Raw genomic sequence first — 15,695 nt, 5'->3', positions numbered from 1 at the left:
ACGCAAAGCTGGTAGGTATGGCACGGGAGAAGCGCATTGCTGAAAAGCCGATGCAAGGGCTCATAATCGGCAGGCCGTATCCGGGTGATTCGCTGCAAGCCGGAGTCAACCGGATTCAGCGCAAGAGCTGGTATATTTCTTTTCCGACCGATCGGGCCTGTGAATCGGTGTGAGTTGCCGTTACACGCCTATCCTCTTTCCCGCGCTTGGCTACAGTGCGGCGCTGGCAGACAAGACAGATGGATCGAATGACATGAACGAAGTTGCGCGCAAACTTGGCAATGCAGCGCCGCCAGAGCCGCATTATCGCGAGGCTCCCAACAATATCGAAGCCGAACAGGCACTTCTCGGCGCGATCCTCGTCAATAATGATGCCTATTACCGTGTCTCCGACTTCCTGAAGCCGGTGCATTTTCACGAACCCCTGCACCGCAAGATCTTCGAAGTGGCCGGCGACATCATTCGCATGGGCAAGATCGCACATCCGGTGACGATCAAGACCTTCCTGCCGGCTGATACAAGGGTCGGTGACCTGACATTGGCGCAATATCTCGGGCGGCTGGCCGGCGATGCGGTGACGATCATCAATGCCGAGGATTATGGCCGCGCGATCTACGATCTGGCGCTACGCCGCGCGCTGATCACCATCGGCGAGGACATGGTCAATATCGCCTATGACGCGCCGCTCGACATGCCGCCGCAAACGCAGATCGAGGATACCGAACGGCGCCTGTTCGAGCTTGCCGAAACCGGCCGCTACGACGGCGGTTTCCAGACCTTTTCCGATGCTGTGGCTCAGGCCATCGATATGGCCGGGCAGGCGTTCGAGCGCGACGGCCACCTCTCGGGCATCTCGACCGGCATCATGTCTCTCGACAGCAAGATGGGCGGGTTGCAGCGCTCCGACTTGATCGTGCTTGCCGGACGTCCGGGCATGGGCAAAACCTCGCTTGCCACCAATATCGCCTATAATATCGCCGCCTCCTATGAGCCGGAAGTGCAGCCGGACGGCTCGTTCAAGGCGAAAAACGGCGGCGTTGTCGGCTTCTACTCGCTCGAAATGTCGTCCGAACAGCTGGCAACGCGTATCATTTCCGAGCAGACGGAAGTCTCCTCCTCGAAGATCCGCCGCGGTGACATTACCGAGGCCGATTTCGAAAAGCTCGTGGCCTGCAGCCAGATGATGCAGAAGGTGCCGCTTTACATCGACCAGACCGGTGGTATCTCGATTGCCCAGCTCTCTGCCCGTGCCCGCCGCCTGAAGCGCCAGCGCGGCCTTGATTGTCTGGTGGTGGACTATATCCAGCTGATGACGGGATCTGGCAAATCCGGCGAAAACCGCGTGCAGGAAGTCACCCAGATCACCACCGGTCTGAAGGCGCTCGGCAAGGAGCTGAATGTGCCGATCGTGGCGCTATCGCAGCTCTCGCGTCAGGTGGAAAACCGCGAGGACAAGCGCCCGCAGCTCTCCGACCTTCGCGAATCCGGTTCGATCGAGCAGGACGCCGACGTGGTGCTCTTCGTGTTCCGCGAGGAATACTATGTGAAGAACCAGGAACCGCGCGACCTGAACGATCCGAAATACCCGGAATGGGAACAGCTGTTTGAAAAGGTAAAGGGCACGGCAGACGTGATCATCGCCAAGCAGCGTCACGGACCGACCGGCACCGTCAAGCTCGCCTTCCAGTCGGAATACACACGCTTTGCGGATCTGGCCGATCCAAGCTTCACGCAATACGAAGAGCCTTGATCCCGAAACGCCCGGCAGATGCCGGGCGTTTTGGTTTTGTAGGCGTCAGCTAAAACCCGAAAGCGCGTAAGGCCGCGACGGTCAAAACACCCAGTCCGGCTGCTGGCAGCAGCGAAAGGCGCAAGGCGGCCAGTGCCGTGACCGCGCAGGCCAAGGTTTCCGCCAGACCCGTGGCCAGCGCCGTGGGTGCCACCACCGCCATCAGCACGGCGGGCGGCACGGTGGACAGCGCCTTCTGCGTCTTGTCGCTCAGGGTCAACCGCCGCACGAGAACCGCGCCGAACAGGCGTGTGAATGCGGTGGCCACCATCATGGCGAGGATGGCGGCAAGTGTTGCGGGGTCAAGGCTCATGCCGCCTGCTCCTGTCTGCCAAGCGGAATGAAGGCGGCGGCAAGCCCGGCCAGGGCGCCTGCGGCGATATACCAGGCGCCGGGGACCAGCGTGTGAACGGATAGCGAGGCAATCGCACTTGCCAGGAGCACGAGCCCCGTCTCGGTACCCTTCCAGAAGCCCATCAGCAGTACGATGAAGACGGCGGGAAAGGCAAAATCCAGGCCATAGACCGCCACATCGCCGATCAGAGCGCCAAACAGCGCGCCGGCAAGACTGGAGAGGATCCAGCTGAGATAGAAGGGAAGCGCCAGCCCGAGATAATAGGCTGGCGTCAAGGGCGTGAGCCGCGCTCTTGACTCGGCAAGCGCCCAGTTTTCATCGGCCATCACCAGAAGGGTCGGTATTTTCTGCCAGGGGCGAAACCGGCCAAGGCTGCGCTCAAGCGAAGCGCCCATCAGAACATGGCGAAGGTTGACGAGCAGCGCTGCAAAGCCGAGCGCCGTCCAGGACGCCGGATGCGTCCACAGGTCCATGGCGACGAATTGTGAGCCGCCGGCAAACACCAGCGTGCTCATCAGCGTGACTTCCGCGGCCGAAAGCCCTTTGCCGGCGGCCACTGCGCCAAACACGAAACCGATCGGCACGGCGGCCAGCACCAGCGGAACGATGTCCCGCAAGCCGTGCAAGATTTCGGCCCTTGTCGAATAATATATCATGAAGACCTCCTGGTGGCGCAGGGTTTACCGGCTTGGACAGGCGGCGTCTTGAAGGAAAGTGACCGGATCAGCCGGTCCAGCTCGGCTCGGATCACCCTATCGGCACCGGCGGCATCCGTGGTTTCCCCCCTCTGGCTGCCGCCATCTCCCCCACAGGTGGGGAGACGGCAAGACGAGATGCCGCCATCCGGCCATTGACGAAAGAGAGTGCTTGGATCTTGTTGATGGAACCTGTCATTGGCCACACGGGATCTCCCCCCTTGTGGGGGAGATGGCGGCAGCCAGAGGGGGGTACCGCAAAAATCGACGGTTGCGTCAGCCGGCGCGGAAGACGGCAGGCGTCAGGCCGGAGCGCGCCTTGAAATGGCGTGTCAGATGCGCCTGATCGGCAAAGCCGCAGGCAAGCGCCGTGTCGGTCGGGGTCGCGCCATTGCGCAGCAGATGGCGGGCATGGCGCACGCGCAGATCCGTCTGATAGGCATGCGGCGTTATGAAATATTGTTTGCGGAACGCCCGGATCATATGAGCGCGGCTGAGACCGGCCACCTTGGCCAGTGCCTCCAGCCCGACATCCTCGTTGAAATGTTCGGTCAGATAGGCGCGCACGCGGCGCATGGCGAGCGGTTCGGCATGCGTGGGCGCGCGAATGATATCGCTGCCGTGGCGGGCAAACATGGCAGCAAGAACGCCATACATGCTCTCCTCGCCCTCCAGCGTTGCCGCACCCTCCTCAATCGCGCGGTGGGCCCGGTTGAAGGCGCCGGCCAACGGCGCATCTGTGAGCAGCTGGCGGGCGAAACTGGGCGAGCCGTTGAAGGCGCGGCCCGTCACATCCTCGATGATCTCGGTCAGCATCTCCATGTCCGGATAGATCATCCGGTAGCGATAGCCTTCCGGCGCGCCGGGCTGGCCGTCATGCACCTCGCCCGGATTGATCAGATAAAGCGCGCCGGGACCGGTATGCTCGCGCGTTCCACGGATCATCGCCACCTGGCAGCCACGCTCGATCGCACCGATGGAGAACGTGTCATGCGAATGCGGCGAGAACTCGTGCGTGATAAAGGAGGCCGTCAGGCATTCCATGTCGCGGAAACGCCGGTCGCGCCAGAACCGCGTGTTTTCCGACCTGGATACCGGTGTCGCCTCGGCGGCCTGTTGCTGCGAAACATTGTGCATGACCGCAGATTAGCCTGCTTCGTCATGACCGTCTTGAACAAAAGTGATAGGTGATGGTCAAGATCCGACCACCCCGCCCGGCGACACGCAAACCATGGATGCCAAACGACATGACCATCGAAGACACCGTTCAAGAACTCGATTTTACCGAACTGGACCCCTTCGATGTCGCACCGCTTCGCCTGACGGTCGATCTTCAGGCGCTGACCGACAATTGGCGTGATCTTTCGGCCCGTTCAGGCCGGGCACGCGCGGGCGCCGTGGTAAAAGCCGATGCCTATGGGCTCGGCATAGAGGATTGCGGCACGGCACTTTATCACGCCGGCGCGCGCGACTTCTTCGTGGCCGTGGCCTCCGAAGGCGCAACGCTTCGCCCTTATGCGCCGGAAGCCCGCATCTTCGTGCTCTCCGGCATCTGGCCGGGCCAGGAAAGCCTGTTCTTCGATCATGATCTGGTGCCGGTTCTCGCATCCGAAGAACAGCTGGCCTTCTGGATGTCGGTGCTGTCGGAGCGTGGGCCCTATCCTTGCGCGCTGCAGGTGGATACCGGCTTCAACCGGCTTGGACTGTCTGTCGATGAAGCCATCGCGTTGGCGCAGGACGTCTCGCGCCCGGCAAGCTTTTCGCCCGTCCTCATCCTCTCGCATCTCCACAGCGGCGATACGGCAACCGCTGAAAGCAACCAGGCGCAGCTTTCCACCTTTGGCGAGGTCAGCCGTGCCTTTGAAGGCGTCGAGGCAAGCCTATCGGCATCGGCCGGCATCTTTCTCGGACAAGACTATCATTTCGACCTGACGCGTCCGGGCATTGCACTCTATGGCGGCGAGGCGATGAATGCCTTGGCAAACCCCTTGCGCCCGGTTGCCACCGCAGAGGCGCGCATCGTGCAGATCCGCGACGCCAAGGCAGGCGAAACGGTGAGCTATGGCGGCACGCACCAGCTTTCCCGTGACAGCCGGCTTGCCGTGGCAGCCGTCGGTTATGCCGATGGCTATCTGCGCAATCTCTCCGGCTCCGGCATTGCACTTCGCGAGACGGTCCCCCTTGGCGCCTTCGGCTTTGTGGCGGGCGAACGCGTGCCAGTCGTTGGCCGCGTGACCATGGATCTCACCATTTTCGACGTGACCGATATTCCCGCCCGCGACATCCAGGCAGGCGACTATATCGAGCTTTTCGGCCAGAACATGCCCCTTGATGAGGTTGCCCGTGCTGCCGGCACCATCGGCTATGAGCTGTTGACCGGTCTTGGTCTGCGCTATGAACGCCGCTACATTGATCCCGAAATTTGACCTCTGGTCAGCGGCCACGTGCCGCGCTATAAGAGAACAAAGGGAGATCGAAATGACCGAGATCCACCTGACCGAGGAAGAGCAGGCCTTTATCGACAGCAAGCTGCAAAGCGGTGTCTACAAAAGCGCCGAGGACGTGGTGCGCGCAGCGCTGCATTCGCTTGAATACAGCGATGAATTGACCCGGCAGATGATCGATGCGGCAGATGCGCAGGTCGCTGCTGGCGAAACGATCCGGTTCGAAAGCGCGGAGGCGGTGGCCGACTCGATCATTGAACGGGGGATGCGGCGATTAAATCGAAAGAGCTGATCTACGCCCTGCTGGCCGATCAGGATCTCCTCGAGATGTTCGTCTATATCGGTGAAGACGACATCATAGCCGCCACACGGCTCATTCGCCAGATTACCGCCAAGATCGAATGGATCGCCGCAAGTGGCTTCCCCGGCGTAGCTCGCGACGATCTACGCCACGGATTGAGGGCGCTTCCGTTTCGCAGGCGCTGCATCTACTTCCGCACCACTCCTGAACAAGTGATCATCCTGCGCGTGCTGCACGGTCATCAGCAACTCTCCTCCGATCTGTTTCCCGAAGAAGAACAAGAAGACTGACATTTCATGGCAAAGACCAAGACCCAATTCGTGTGCCAGAACTGCGGCACGATCCACACCCGCTGGGCCGGCAAATGCGATGGCTGCGGCGAGTGGAACACGATCATCGAAGACGATCCGATGGGCGGTATCGGCAGTGGACCCGGCAAGGTGCCAAAGAAAGGCCGGGCCGTCACGCTCACCACCCTGTCGGGCGAAACGGAAGAGGCGCCGCGCATCTATACCCGCATTGGCGAGCTGGACCGGGCCACCGGCGGCGGTTTCGTGCGCGGCTCGGCTGTGCTGGTTGGCGGCGATCCGGGCATCGGCAAATCGACGCTGCTGATGCAGGCCGCCGCTGCCCTGTCTCGCGAGGGGCATCGCGTCATCTATGTGTCTGGCGAAGAAGCGGTGGCGCAGGTACGTCTTCGTGCGCAGCGCCTGGGCGCTGCCAATACCGACGTGCTTCTGGCGGCGGAAACCAATGTCGAGGACATTCTGGCAACGCTTGCAGAGGGCAAGCGACCGGATCTCGTCATCATCGATTCGATCCAGACACTGTGGAGCGATACGGCTGATTCGGCACCCGGCACCGTCACCCAGGTGCGCACCGGCGTGCAGGCGATGATCCGCTTTGCCAAGCAGACGGGTGCCGCCATGGTTCTGGTCGGGCATGTGACGAAGGAAGGCCAGATCGCCGGACCGCGCGTCGTCGAACACATGGTCGATGCCGTACTCTATTTCGAAGGCGATCGCGGCCATCACTACCGCATTCTGCGCACCGTGAAGAACCGTTTCGGCCCGACCGACGAGATCGGCGTGTTCGAAATGTCGGACAAGGGCCTGCGCGAGGTTTCCAACCCATCCGAACTGTTTCTCGGCGAACGCAATGACAAGGCGCCGGGTGCAGCCGTTTTTGCCGGCATGGAAGGCACGCGTCCGGTTCTGGTCGAGGTGCAGGCGCTGGTTGCGCCCACCTCGCTCGGCACGGCACGCCGTGCCATTGTCGGTTGGGATTCGGCGCGTTTATCGATGATCCTGGCAGTTCTGGAAGCCCATTGCGGCGTGCGGCTTGGCCAACATGACGTCTACTTGAACGTTGCCGGCGGCTACCGCATTTCCGAGCCGGCGGCCGATCTGGCGGTGGCCGCAGCGCTGGTCTCTTCGCTGGCCAATACGCCGCTTCCAGCCGAATGCGTCTATTTCGGCGAGGTCAGCCTGTCGGGGGCGGTGCGCCCCGTCTCGCAGACGGCGCAGCGCCTGAAGGAGGCCGAAAAGCTCGGCTTTTCCAATGCCGTTCTGCCGTCCTCTTCCGCCGAAATGCCCAAGGGCAGCAAAAGCCGCTGGAACGAGATCGATGGCCTGCCGGATCTGGTGGTCATGATTGCCGGCTCGGCAAAGAACCTGGGGAAACCTGCGGAGGAGGATTGATCTTCCACCGGCGGGCTCGCTGATGTAAGAGGTGGCCGCATAAGGCAGCGCCAGGGCATAATCTGGCGCTTCCTCAGCCACCACAGCACCTTCCCGGCCAAACCGGGGCAGTCTTGGAGTAGACCATCCATGCCCATCACGATTTTCGACGGCATCGTCCTCGGCGTCACATTGTTCTCGGCCGTGCTTGCCATGGTCCGTGGCTTTTCCCGCGAGGTGCTGTCGATCGCCAGCTGGGCCGGTTCGATTGCCGCGGCCTATTACCTCTATCCGGTGCTTCTGCCTTACGCGAAGAACTACACAGCCGATGAACGCATAGCGCTGGCCGGTTCCGCCGGTCTGATCTTCATCGTCGCGCTGATCATCATCACCTTCATTACCACCCGGATTGCCGATTTCATCATCGACAGCCGCATCGGCGCGCTGGATCGAACGCTGGGCTTCCTGTTCGGTGCCGCGCGCGGCATTCTGCTTCTGGTAGTGGCCGTTGCATTCTGGAACTGGCTGGTGGATATCCGCTCACAGCCGGCCTGGATCACGCAGGCCAAGTCCAAGCCCTTCCTCGACACGCTAGTGTCAAGGCTGGAAACCGTCTTGCCGAGGGATATCGAGCCGCAGATCCGCGCCCGCATTCTTGGCCGTGGCGATGCAGCACCGGCAGCCGGCACGGATGCGGCGCCATCCGATGACGCTCCGGCAACCACGACGCCAAATAATTGACGCTTTGTCTCGATTGAGAGAGAGCCAGACGCCACCTTTTATGGTATGCACCCATCACAGGCCGGACCACGGGAACAAGCGATATCGCCCCTTCCGGCCTATTTCTGTTTTGGCACGACAAGGACCTGCAGATGAATCAGCCGGTTTCACATGATGTTTTTCTCGATCTGGATGGCGATACCCTGCATGAGGAATGCGGCGTGTTCGGCATTCTGGGTCATCCAGACGCCGCAACGCTGACGGCGCTCGGGCTGCATGCCCTGCAGCATCGCGGCCAGGAAGCGGCGGGCATCGTATCCTTCGACGGCACGCAGTTTCATACCGAAAAGCATATGGGACTGGTCGGCGACCATTACACAAACCCGGTGACGATCGCGAAACTTCCCGGCAATATGGCCATCGGACATACGCGCTACTCCACGACCGGCGAAGTGGCGCTGCGCAATGTGCAGCCGCTGTTTGCCGAACTGGAAGTCGGCGGCATTGCCGTTGCCCATAACGGCAACTTCACCAATGGCCTGACCCTGCGTCGTCAGCTGATCGCCGGTGGCGCCATCTGTCAGTCCACCTCCGATACGGAAGTTGTGCTGCACCTGATTGCCCGCTCGCGCTACGCCTCCACCACCGACCGTTTCATCGACGCCATCCGCCAGATGGAAGGCGGCTATTCGATGCTGGGCATTACCCGCACGAAGCTGATTGCCGCGCGTGACCCCACCGGCATTCGCCCGCTGGTGATGGGCGAACTGGACGGCATGCCGATCTTCTGTTCGGAAACCTGCGCACTCGACATCATTGGCGCGAAATTCATCCGCGACGTGGAAAATGGCGAAGTGATCATCTGCGAAATCCAGCCGGATGGCTCGATCGCGATTGAATCGCGCAAGTCCACCAATATGCAGCCGGAACGTCTCTGCCTGTTCGAATATGTCTATTTCGCCCGCCCCGATTCCGTCGTTGGCGGCCGCAGCGTCTATGTGGCGCGCAAGAACATGGGCATCAATCTGGCCAAGGAATCGCCGATCGAAGGCGATGTCGTCGTGCCCGTGCCGGATGGCGGAACACCAGCGGCGCTGGGCTACGCGCAGGAAAGCGGCATTCCCTTCGAATACGGCATCATCCGCAACCATTATGTCGGGCGCACCTTCATCGAGCCGACGCAGCAGATCCGCGCCTTCGGCGTGAAGCTGAAGCACTCGGCCAACCGCGCCATGATCGAGGGCAAGCGCGTCATTCTGGTGGATGATTCGATCGTGCGCGGTACAACCTCGCTCAAGATCGTGCAACTGATCCGCGATGCCGGCGCCAAGGAAGTTCACCTGCGTGTTGCCTCGCCGATGATCTATTATCCTGACTTCTACGGCATCGCCACGCCGGACGCCGACAAGCTGCTCGCCAACCAATATGACGATGTGGAAGCCATGTGCCGCTATATCGGCGCCGATTCGCTGGCCTTCCTCTCCATCGACGGCCTGTATCGCGCCGTTGGCGGCGAAGAACGCAATGCGGCCCGGCCGCAATTCACCGACCATTACTTCACCGGCGACTATCCGACCCGCCTGCTTGACAAGGATGGCGAACCGATGGGACGGAAGATCTCGGTGATGGCCAGCAACGGCTGAGGAGATCCGGTGCGAGCGCGGACAAGCGCTCCACCGTATGGGGTGAACGGGACATATCATGACAATCGACCTCACGGGCAGGATCGCGCTGGTGACCGGCGCATCGCGCGGCATCGGCTATTTCACGGCGCTGGCACTCGCCAAGGCTGGCGCGCATGTGATTGCCTGCGCCCGCACGGTGGGCGGACTTGAGGATCTGGACGACGCGATCCAGGCCGCAGGCGGCACCGCCACCCTGGTTCCCTTCGATCTCACTGACATGGCAGCCATCGACAGGCTCGGCGCCTCGATCTTCGAGCGCTGGGGCAAGCTCGACATTCTAGTGGCCAATGCCGGCATTCTCGGCGTCATTTCGCCGGTAGGCCATATCGAGGCAAAAGTGTTCGATAAGGTGATGCTGACCAATGTGACAGCCACCTGGCGGCTGATCCGCTCGGTCGAGCCGCTGCTCTTGAAATCAGATGCCGGTCGCGCGCTTATCCTGTCTTCGGGTGTGGCGACCGATGCGCGGCCCTTCTGGGGCGCCTATGCCACCTCAAAAGCTGCCGTCGAAATGCTCGGGCGCACCTGGGCTGCCGAAACCAAGCAGACGAAACTGCGCGTCATCAATGTCAATCCGGGTGCCACCCGCACCGCCATGCGGGCTCAGGCCATGCCCGGCGAAGATCCGACAACGCTGCCGCACCCCTCCGAAGTGGCCGAAAAGCTGCTGCCGCTCTGTGCGCCGCAGATGACGGAGACCGGCAGGCTCTATGTCGTGCGGCAGGACAAGTTCGTCGATTACCGCCTGCCGGAATAGACCACGACATCGCTCTTTCACGCCAATCAAGCAGTGCCCATGCGCCCCCGCGATCTTGCCGCCTATCTGTTCCTCGCCATTGCCTGGGGCCTGTCCTTCCTACTGCTTCTGAAGGTGGTTGCCGCCTTCGGCTGGGTGGGCGCCGTGACCTTCCGCTGCTTCATTGCCGCCGCCATCCTGATGGTGCTGGCGCGCACGACGCGCCGCCGCCTGGCCTTTCCGCAAAAATGGATGCCGCTGGCGATCGTTGGTGCCACGACGGTTGCCGGCCAGCTGATCGGGCTTTCCTATGCAACGCCGCTGATCGGCACGGCGATGGCCGCCATTTTCGTCGCCTCCATCCCGCTGTTTTCCATGGTGATTTCGCGGCTCTGGGGGCTTGAGCCGATCACACCGGCGCGGGTGGCCGGGCTGACGCTTGGCACGATCGGGCTTTTGATGCTCGTCGGCTTTCCGGCCGTGCCGATCACCACGCCCTTCCTGCTCGGCTGCGCGGCCATGCTGTTTTCCACCTTCTCGGCGGCCTTTGGCAGCAATTATGCCAGCCGACATCTGAAGGAGACCGGCCCCTGGGAGGTGACCATCGGCGCATTTCTCGCCGGCGGTATCATCGCCCTGCCGCTGCTGGCCGTGGTGCCGGTGCCCGGCGTGCCGCAGCCGATCGATTATCTCTATCTGGTCTGTCTTGCCGGCCTGATGAGTTCGCTGACCTATGTGCTCTATTTCGGCCTCGTTTCCTCGATCGGCGCAACGCGGGCGATCAGCGTGGAATTTGCCGTGACGGTGGTTGCCGTGCTGATCGGCGCGCTGGTGCTGGATGAACCGCTGACGCTGATCCAAATTGCCGGCGGCGTGGTGATCATCGCCGGCTGTGCGCTGGTGCTCGGCCTGATGCCGGCCAAGGCGAAGATCCCGCTACAACCCTGATCCGTTCCGCGCCACGCCCGCCTGCCGAATGAATATTTCACCTCGGCCTTTCTTGGCGAACATTTGCGCCTTGCCCTCCCCTTGACCGGGCCACGGTTGCGCGCCATAAGCTTTCCCATGAACACGGCCCTCTGCACCATCTGCGGGATCATTATTCGCTAGCGCACCGCTGGCCTGGCCGTTCTCGTCTCTCGACAGTCTTTAAAAGACACAGAACCGGTCAGGCCGGTCACGATCTGTATCGGGAGACTTTCGTCCATGAGCCATATGCTCAAGCTCACCAACACGCTGACCCGCGAAAAGGCGGAGTTCCAGCCGATCGATCCTGAAAACGTGCGCATGTATGTCTGCGGCCCGACGGTCTATGACTTTGCCCATATCGGCAATGCCCGTCCGGTGATCGTCTTCGACGTGCTGTTTCGCCTGCTGCGCCACATCTATGGCGAGGCCCACGTCACCTATGCCCGCAACATCACCGACGTGGACGACAAGATCAATGCCCGCGCACTGCGCGATTTCGGGGCGAAGATTGCCGATGGCTCGATGAGCCTCAACGAGGCGATCCGCGCCGTCACCGGCAAGACGGAAAGTCAATTTCAATCAGACGTGAAGGCTCTCGGCTGCCTTGAGCCGACGCATCAGCCACGCGCCACCGACAATATTGCCCAGATGATCGAGATCATCCAGCGCCTGCTGACAAAGGGCCATGCCTATGTGGCCAAGGGTTCGGAAGGCCACGAAGTGCTGTTTGCCACAGCCTCCATGGCCGATTACGGCCAATTGTCCAAACGCAAGCTGGAAGACCAGCAGGCCGGCGCGCGCGTGGCCGTGGAAGCCCACAAGACCAATCCCGGCGATTTCGTGCTGTGGAAGCAATCGGCCGATACAGAACCGGGCTGGGCCGCCCAATTTACCTTCGAGGGCGAAACATACGCAATCTATGGCCGCCCCGGCTGGCATATCGAATGCTCGGCCATGGCCAACCGCTATCTGTGGGAAGAGATCAAGGACAGGCTTTCGCCCAAGGGCAAAGCCCGCCCGCATGAATTCGATATCCATGGCGGCGGGCTGGACCTCATCTTCCCGCACCACGAAAACGAGATAGCCCAATCCTGCTGCGCCTATGACACCGATGTGATGGCGAGTGTGTGGATGCACAACGGCTTCGTGCAGGTGGAAGGCCGCAAGATGTCGAAATCGGACGGCAATTTCGTCACCATCCATGAACTCTTGGCAACTGAAAAATTCGGCGGCCGCACATGGCACGGTGGTGTTCTGCGACTAGCTCTTCTAAAGACGCACTATAGAGAGCCTTTGGATTTCACTGTTTCTAGTTTGGTAGACGCCCGGAAGGATATGGAGCGTTTTTTCAACGCAGGATCGCGCTACAACGCTTGGTCATTTGTGGGCGACTGGATGCGTGCGGGGCTGACAGAGCCGTATCCGGAAGTGCTGGAAGCTCTTTCTCAAGACCTTAACACGCCACTGGCGATTAGCATTTTGCGTCAGAAAGCCGGAACGAGTTTTAGTTTTGACAAAAACGAGGCAGTCCAGTTTGCTTCAACAGTTCAGTTCCTTAGCCTAATGAATCCCCAAAATGCTGGGAGCTTCGCTTCGAATGGACCATTGTCGGATAGCGTATCCATGGCTGCCCTGCGGATCCCGAATTACTGGGAAATGGTGGAGAGTTTACGCGTTTCTTTTAGCAACGGTGATCAAAATGCGATTGATCGGATAACCGAAGTTTTCAAGAACGAGGGCGAGCAGGTTGTCTTGACCGGTGACGGAGACTTTAGGCTTGAAGCTCTAAATCCCAACGAACGTGGTGAACAAGAGTTACAGGTCCAATATGCAATTGACCAACGCCTTGAACTGCTGAAAGCGAAAAACTTCGCCGAGGCCGACCGCATTCGTGATGAGCTGCTGGCCAAGGGCATCCAGTTGAAGGACGGCAAGGATGCGGCAACCGGCGAACGGGTGACGACCTGGGAGGTGAAGCGGTAACATGCTGCACCTGGTGGTCGGTCATACCCCCCTCTGCCCTGCCGGGCATCTCCCCCTCAAGGGGGGAGATCGATATGCCGCGCTCTCCTGTTCCTCTCTTGAAGATAAACCGGTGGCCGTTCTGCCGATCTCCCCCCTTGAGGGGGAGATGCCCGGCAGGGCAGAGGGGGGTATCCCGTCCAAATGGAGGCCGATAGCATGACTGAGATCCACACCGGCGGCTGCCAGTGCGGCGCCATCCGCTTTCGGGTCAGTGGCCCGCTGAAGAATGCCTCGATCTGTCACTGTCGCATGTGCCAGAAAGCGTTCGGCGCCTATTATGCGCCTCTCGTCTCTGTGAGGGGCACGGATTTCCAGTGGACACGCGGGGAGCGAAAAATCTTCCAGTCGAGCAATGTCGTGTCACGCGGTTTCTGCGCAGACTGCGGCACACCGCTGACCTATGAGGCACCGGATGGCATGGCCGTGGCAGCCGGCGCCTTCGATGATCCATCCACGCTGCCGCCCACCACCCAGTTCGGCACCGAAGCCAAGATCGTCTTTGTCGATCATCTGCCAGACCTGCCCGGCCACCCGACGGACGAAGACCTTGAACAGGCGCCGTTCCTGATCGACATCGTCTCCTACCAGCATCCAGACCATGATACGGCCGAATGGCCACCGGAGAAGCAGCCATGAGCATGACGGGGAATTTTACCGGTGGCTGCCAATGCGGCGCCATCCGCTTCCGGGCGGAAAAGCTCGGGCGCCCGTCGATCTGCCATTGCCGCATGTGCCAGAAGCAGTTCGGCAGCTTTTTCGGTGCCTTTGTCACCGCCGACCAGGCGCATCTGACCTGGACACGCGGCCAGCCGAGCCTGTTCCGCTCTTCGGCCAAGGTGAAGCGCGGCTTTTGCAACAAATGCGGCACGCCGCTCACCTATCACCATCCGAGTGGGGTGGAGATTGCCATCGGCGCCTTTGACCATCCGGAGCTTCTGGAACCGCAGGTGCAGGTGAACCATGACAAGCGCCTGCCGTGGATCGACAGACTGTTTGAGAAACGGGCCACCGGCCAAAGCCTCGACGAAACGGATATGGTCTCCTACCAGCATCCAGACCATGATACGGCCGAGTGGCCGCCAAAGGACGCATGAGCATGACCGATACCTTGCGCACATTCTATCCCGAAATCGAGCCCTATGAGACGGGCATGCTGGATGTCGGCGACGGGCACAGCGTCTATTGGGAACGCGTCGGCACGAAAGGCGCAAAGCCCGCCGTTTTCCTGCATGGCGGCCCCGGCGGTGGCATTGGCCCAACACAGCGTCGGCTGTTTGATCCGGCGCTTTATGATGTGATCCTGTTCGATCAGCGCGGCTGCGGCAAATCTACGCCCAACGCCTCGCTGGAGGCGAATACGACCTGGCATCTGGTCGCCGATATCGAACGGCTGCGCGTGTTGATGGGCGTCGAGCAATGGCTGGTCTTCGGCGGCTCCTGGGGCTCGACGCTGGCATTGGCTTACGCCGAGACGCATCCGGAACGGGTGTCGGAACTGGTGCTGCGCGGCATCTATACGCTGACGAAAGCTGAGCTGGACTGGTATTATCAGTTTGGCGTGTCGGAAATGTTTCCCGACAAGTTCGAGCGTTTTCAGGCACCGATCCCTGAAGGCGAGCGCCACGAGATGATGGCGGCCTATCGCCGCCGCCTAACGGGGGAAGACCGCGACGAGCAGCTGGCCTGCGCCCGCGCCTGGAGCCTCTGGGAGGGCGAGACGATCACGCTTCTGCCCAATCCCGCCTATTCCAGCAGCTTTGAGGAAGACCAGTACGCGCTGGCCTTTGCGCGCATCGAAAACCATTATTTCGTGCATGCCGGCTGGCTGGAGGAAGGTCAGTTGCTGCGCGATGCGCATAAGCTTCAAGACATTCCGGGCACCATCATCCATGGTCGCTATGACATGCCCTGCCCGGCGAAATATGCTTGGGACCTCGCCAAGGCCTGGCCGAAGGCGGATTTCCATCTGATCGAGGGCGCCGGCCATGCCTATCTGGAGCCCGGCATTCTCGACCAGCTGATCCGCGCCACGGATCGGTTTGCGGGAAAGAACTGAGAACGATGAGTAGCCTGGTTACCCCCCTCCGCCCTGCCGGGCATCTCCCCCTCAAGGGGGGAGATCGATTTGCCGCACTGGCAGCGGCCATTCTCAGGCGCGGAGTCTTTAGCCCTATGGCTCTAACCGCCAAGGATGACGGCAGAGGGTATTTGGGGCCGATTTGGGGTGGCAAGCGTACCGTTCTGCCGATCTCCCCCCTTGAGGGGGAGATGCCCGGCAGGGCAGAGGGGGGTAACGG

At 61.1% G+C, this 15,695-nt stretch carries 16 protein-coding genes; 13 read left to right on the top strand and 3 right to left on the bottom strand.

Annotated elements, in window-relative coordinates; translation table 11 throughout:
* The first annotated feature begins 253 nt into the window (after positions 1–253).
* The gene (locus E8M77_RS22585; protein ID WP_137132857.1) at positions 254–1,750 is read left to right on the top strand and encodes a replicative DNA helicase; all 1,497 of its coding nucleotides are present in this window, start codon (positions 254–256) and stop codon (positions 1,748–1,750) included.
* Between the two features lie 49 nt (positions 1,751–1,799).
* Here E8M77_RS22585 and E8M77_RS22580 read toward each other — a convergent pair whose 3' ends face one another.
* From E8M77_RS22580 to E8M77_RS22570, 3 genes are all read right to left on the bottom strand, one after another.
* Positions 1,800–2,102 (bottom strand): AzlD domain-containing protein, encoded by a 303-nt coding sequence (locus E8M77_RS22580; RefSeq protein WP_137132856.1) that lies wholly within the window; start codon positions 2,100–2,102, stop codon positions 1,800–1,802.
* Positions 2,099–2,800 (bottom strand): AzlC family ABC transporter permease, encoded by a 702-nt coding sequence (locus E8M77_RS22575; RefSeq protein WP_137132855.1) that lies wholly within the window; start codon positions 2,798–2,800, stop codon positions 2,099–2,101. The genes E8M77_RS22580 and E8M77_RS22575 overlap by 4 nt, the downstream gene beginning before the upstream one ends.
* A 315-nt stretch (positions 2,801–3,115) precedes the next feature.
* Entirely contained in the window at positions 3,116–3,976 is an 861-nt protein-coding gene (locus E8M77_RS22570) for an AraC family transcriptional regulator (protein ID WP_137132854.1), read from the bottom strand.
* A gap of 98 nt (positions 3,977–4,074) precedes the next feature.
* Here E8M77_RS22570 and alr point away from each other — a divergent pair, with 98 nt between their 5' ends.
* The 12 genes from alr to pip all read left to right on the top strand — a co-directional run bounded on the left by alr (position 4,075) and on the right by pip (position 15,454).
* Entirely contained in the window at positions 4,075–5,265 is a 1,191-nt protein-coding gene (gene alr / locus E8M77_RS22565) for an alanine racemase (protein ID WP_137132853.1), read from the top strand.
* A 52-nt stretch (positions 5,266–5,317) separates the two neighbouring features.
* Positions 5,318–5,575, top strand: a complete 258-nt coding sequence (locus E8M77_RS22560; RefSeq protein WP_137132852.1) for a type II toxin-antitoxin system ParD family antitoxin — start codon at positions 5,318–5,320, stop codon at positions 5,573–5,575.
* Entirely contained in the window at positions 5,557–5,874 is a 318-nt protein-coding gene (locus E8M77_RS22555; RefSeq protein ID WP_348639913.1) for a type II toxin-antitoxin system RelE/ParE family toxin, read from the top strand. The genes E8M77_RS22560 and E8M77_RS22555 overlap by 19 nt, the downstream gene beginning before the upstream one ends.
* Before the next feature lie 6 nt (positions 5,875–5,880).
* Entirely contained in the window at positions 5,881–7,284 is a 1,404-nt protein-coding gene (gene radA / locus E8M77_RS22550) for a DNA repair protein RadA (RefSeq protein WP_137132850.1), read from the top strand.
* A 129-nt stretch (positions 7,285–7,413) separates the two neighbouring features.
* On the top strand, positions 7,414–8,004 hold the full coding sequence (locus E8M77_RS22545) for a CvpA family protein (RefSeq protein WP_137132849.1): 591 nt from the start codon (positions 7,414–7,416) through the stop codon (positions 8,002–8,004).
* A gap of 131 nt (positions 8,005–8,135) precedes the next feature.
* Positions 8,136–9,626, top strand: coding sequence for an amidophosphoribosyltransferase (purF, locus tag E8M77_RS22540; protein ID WP_137132848.1), 1,491 nt, complete (start codon positions 8,136–8,138; stop codon positions 9,624–9,626).
* Positions 9,627–9,684: 58 nt separating this feature from the next.
* Positions 9,685–10,425 (top strand): SDR family NAD(P)-dependent oxidoreductase, encoded by a 741-nt coding sequence (locus E8M77_RS22535; protein ID WP_137132847.1) that lies wholly within the window; start codon positions 9,685–9,687, stop codon positions 10,423–10,425.
* A 39-nt stretch (positions 10,426–10,464) separates the two neighbouring features.
* A complete protein-coding gene (locus E8M77_RS22530) occupies positions 10,465–11,352 on the top strand; it encodes a DMT family transporter (RefSeq protein ID WP_137132846.1) in 888 nt (295 codons plus the stop codon).
* Positions 11,353–11,610: 258 nt separating this feature from the next.
* Positions 11,611–13,356, top strand: a complete 1,746-nt coding sequence (gene cysS, locus E8M77_RS22525; RefSeq protein WP_137132845.1) for a cysteine--tRNA ligase — start codon at positions 11,611–11,613, stop codon at positions 13,354–13,356.
* Positions 13,357–13,554: 198 nt separating this feature from the next.
* Positions 13,555–14,034 carry a GFA family protein gene (locus E8M77_RS22515; RefSeq protein WP_137132844.1) on the top strand — a complete coding sequence of 160 codons (480 nt, stop codon included), beginning with the start codon at positions 13,555–13,557 and terminating at the stop codon, positions 14,032–14,034.
* Positions 14,031–14,492: a GFA family protein gene (locus E8M77_RS22510; protein WP_137132843.1), complete on the top strand. Its 462-nt coding sequence runs from the start codon at positions 14,031–14,033 to the stop codon at positions 14,490–14,492. The genes E8M77_RS22515 and E8M77_RS22510 overlap by 4 nt, the downstream gene beginning before the upstream one ends.
* 2 nt (positions 14,493–14,494) lie before the next feature.
* On the top strand, positions 14,495–15,454 hold the full coding sequence (pip, locus tag E8M77_RS22505; RefSeq protein WP_137132842.1) for a prolyl aminopeptidase: 960 nt from the start codon (positions 14,495–14,497) through the stop codon (positions 15,452–15,454).
* The last annotated feature ends 241 nt before the right edge of the window (positions 15,455–15,695 follow it).

Source organism: Rhizobium sp. FY34, assembly GCF_005222845.1.
Classification (GTDB): domain Bacteria; phylum Pseudomonadota; class Alphaproteobacteria; order Rhizobiales; family Rhizobiaceae; genus Neorhizobium.
This window is presented reverse-complemented; position numbering and strand designations above follow the sequence as displayed.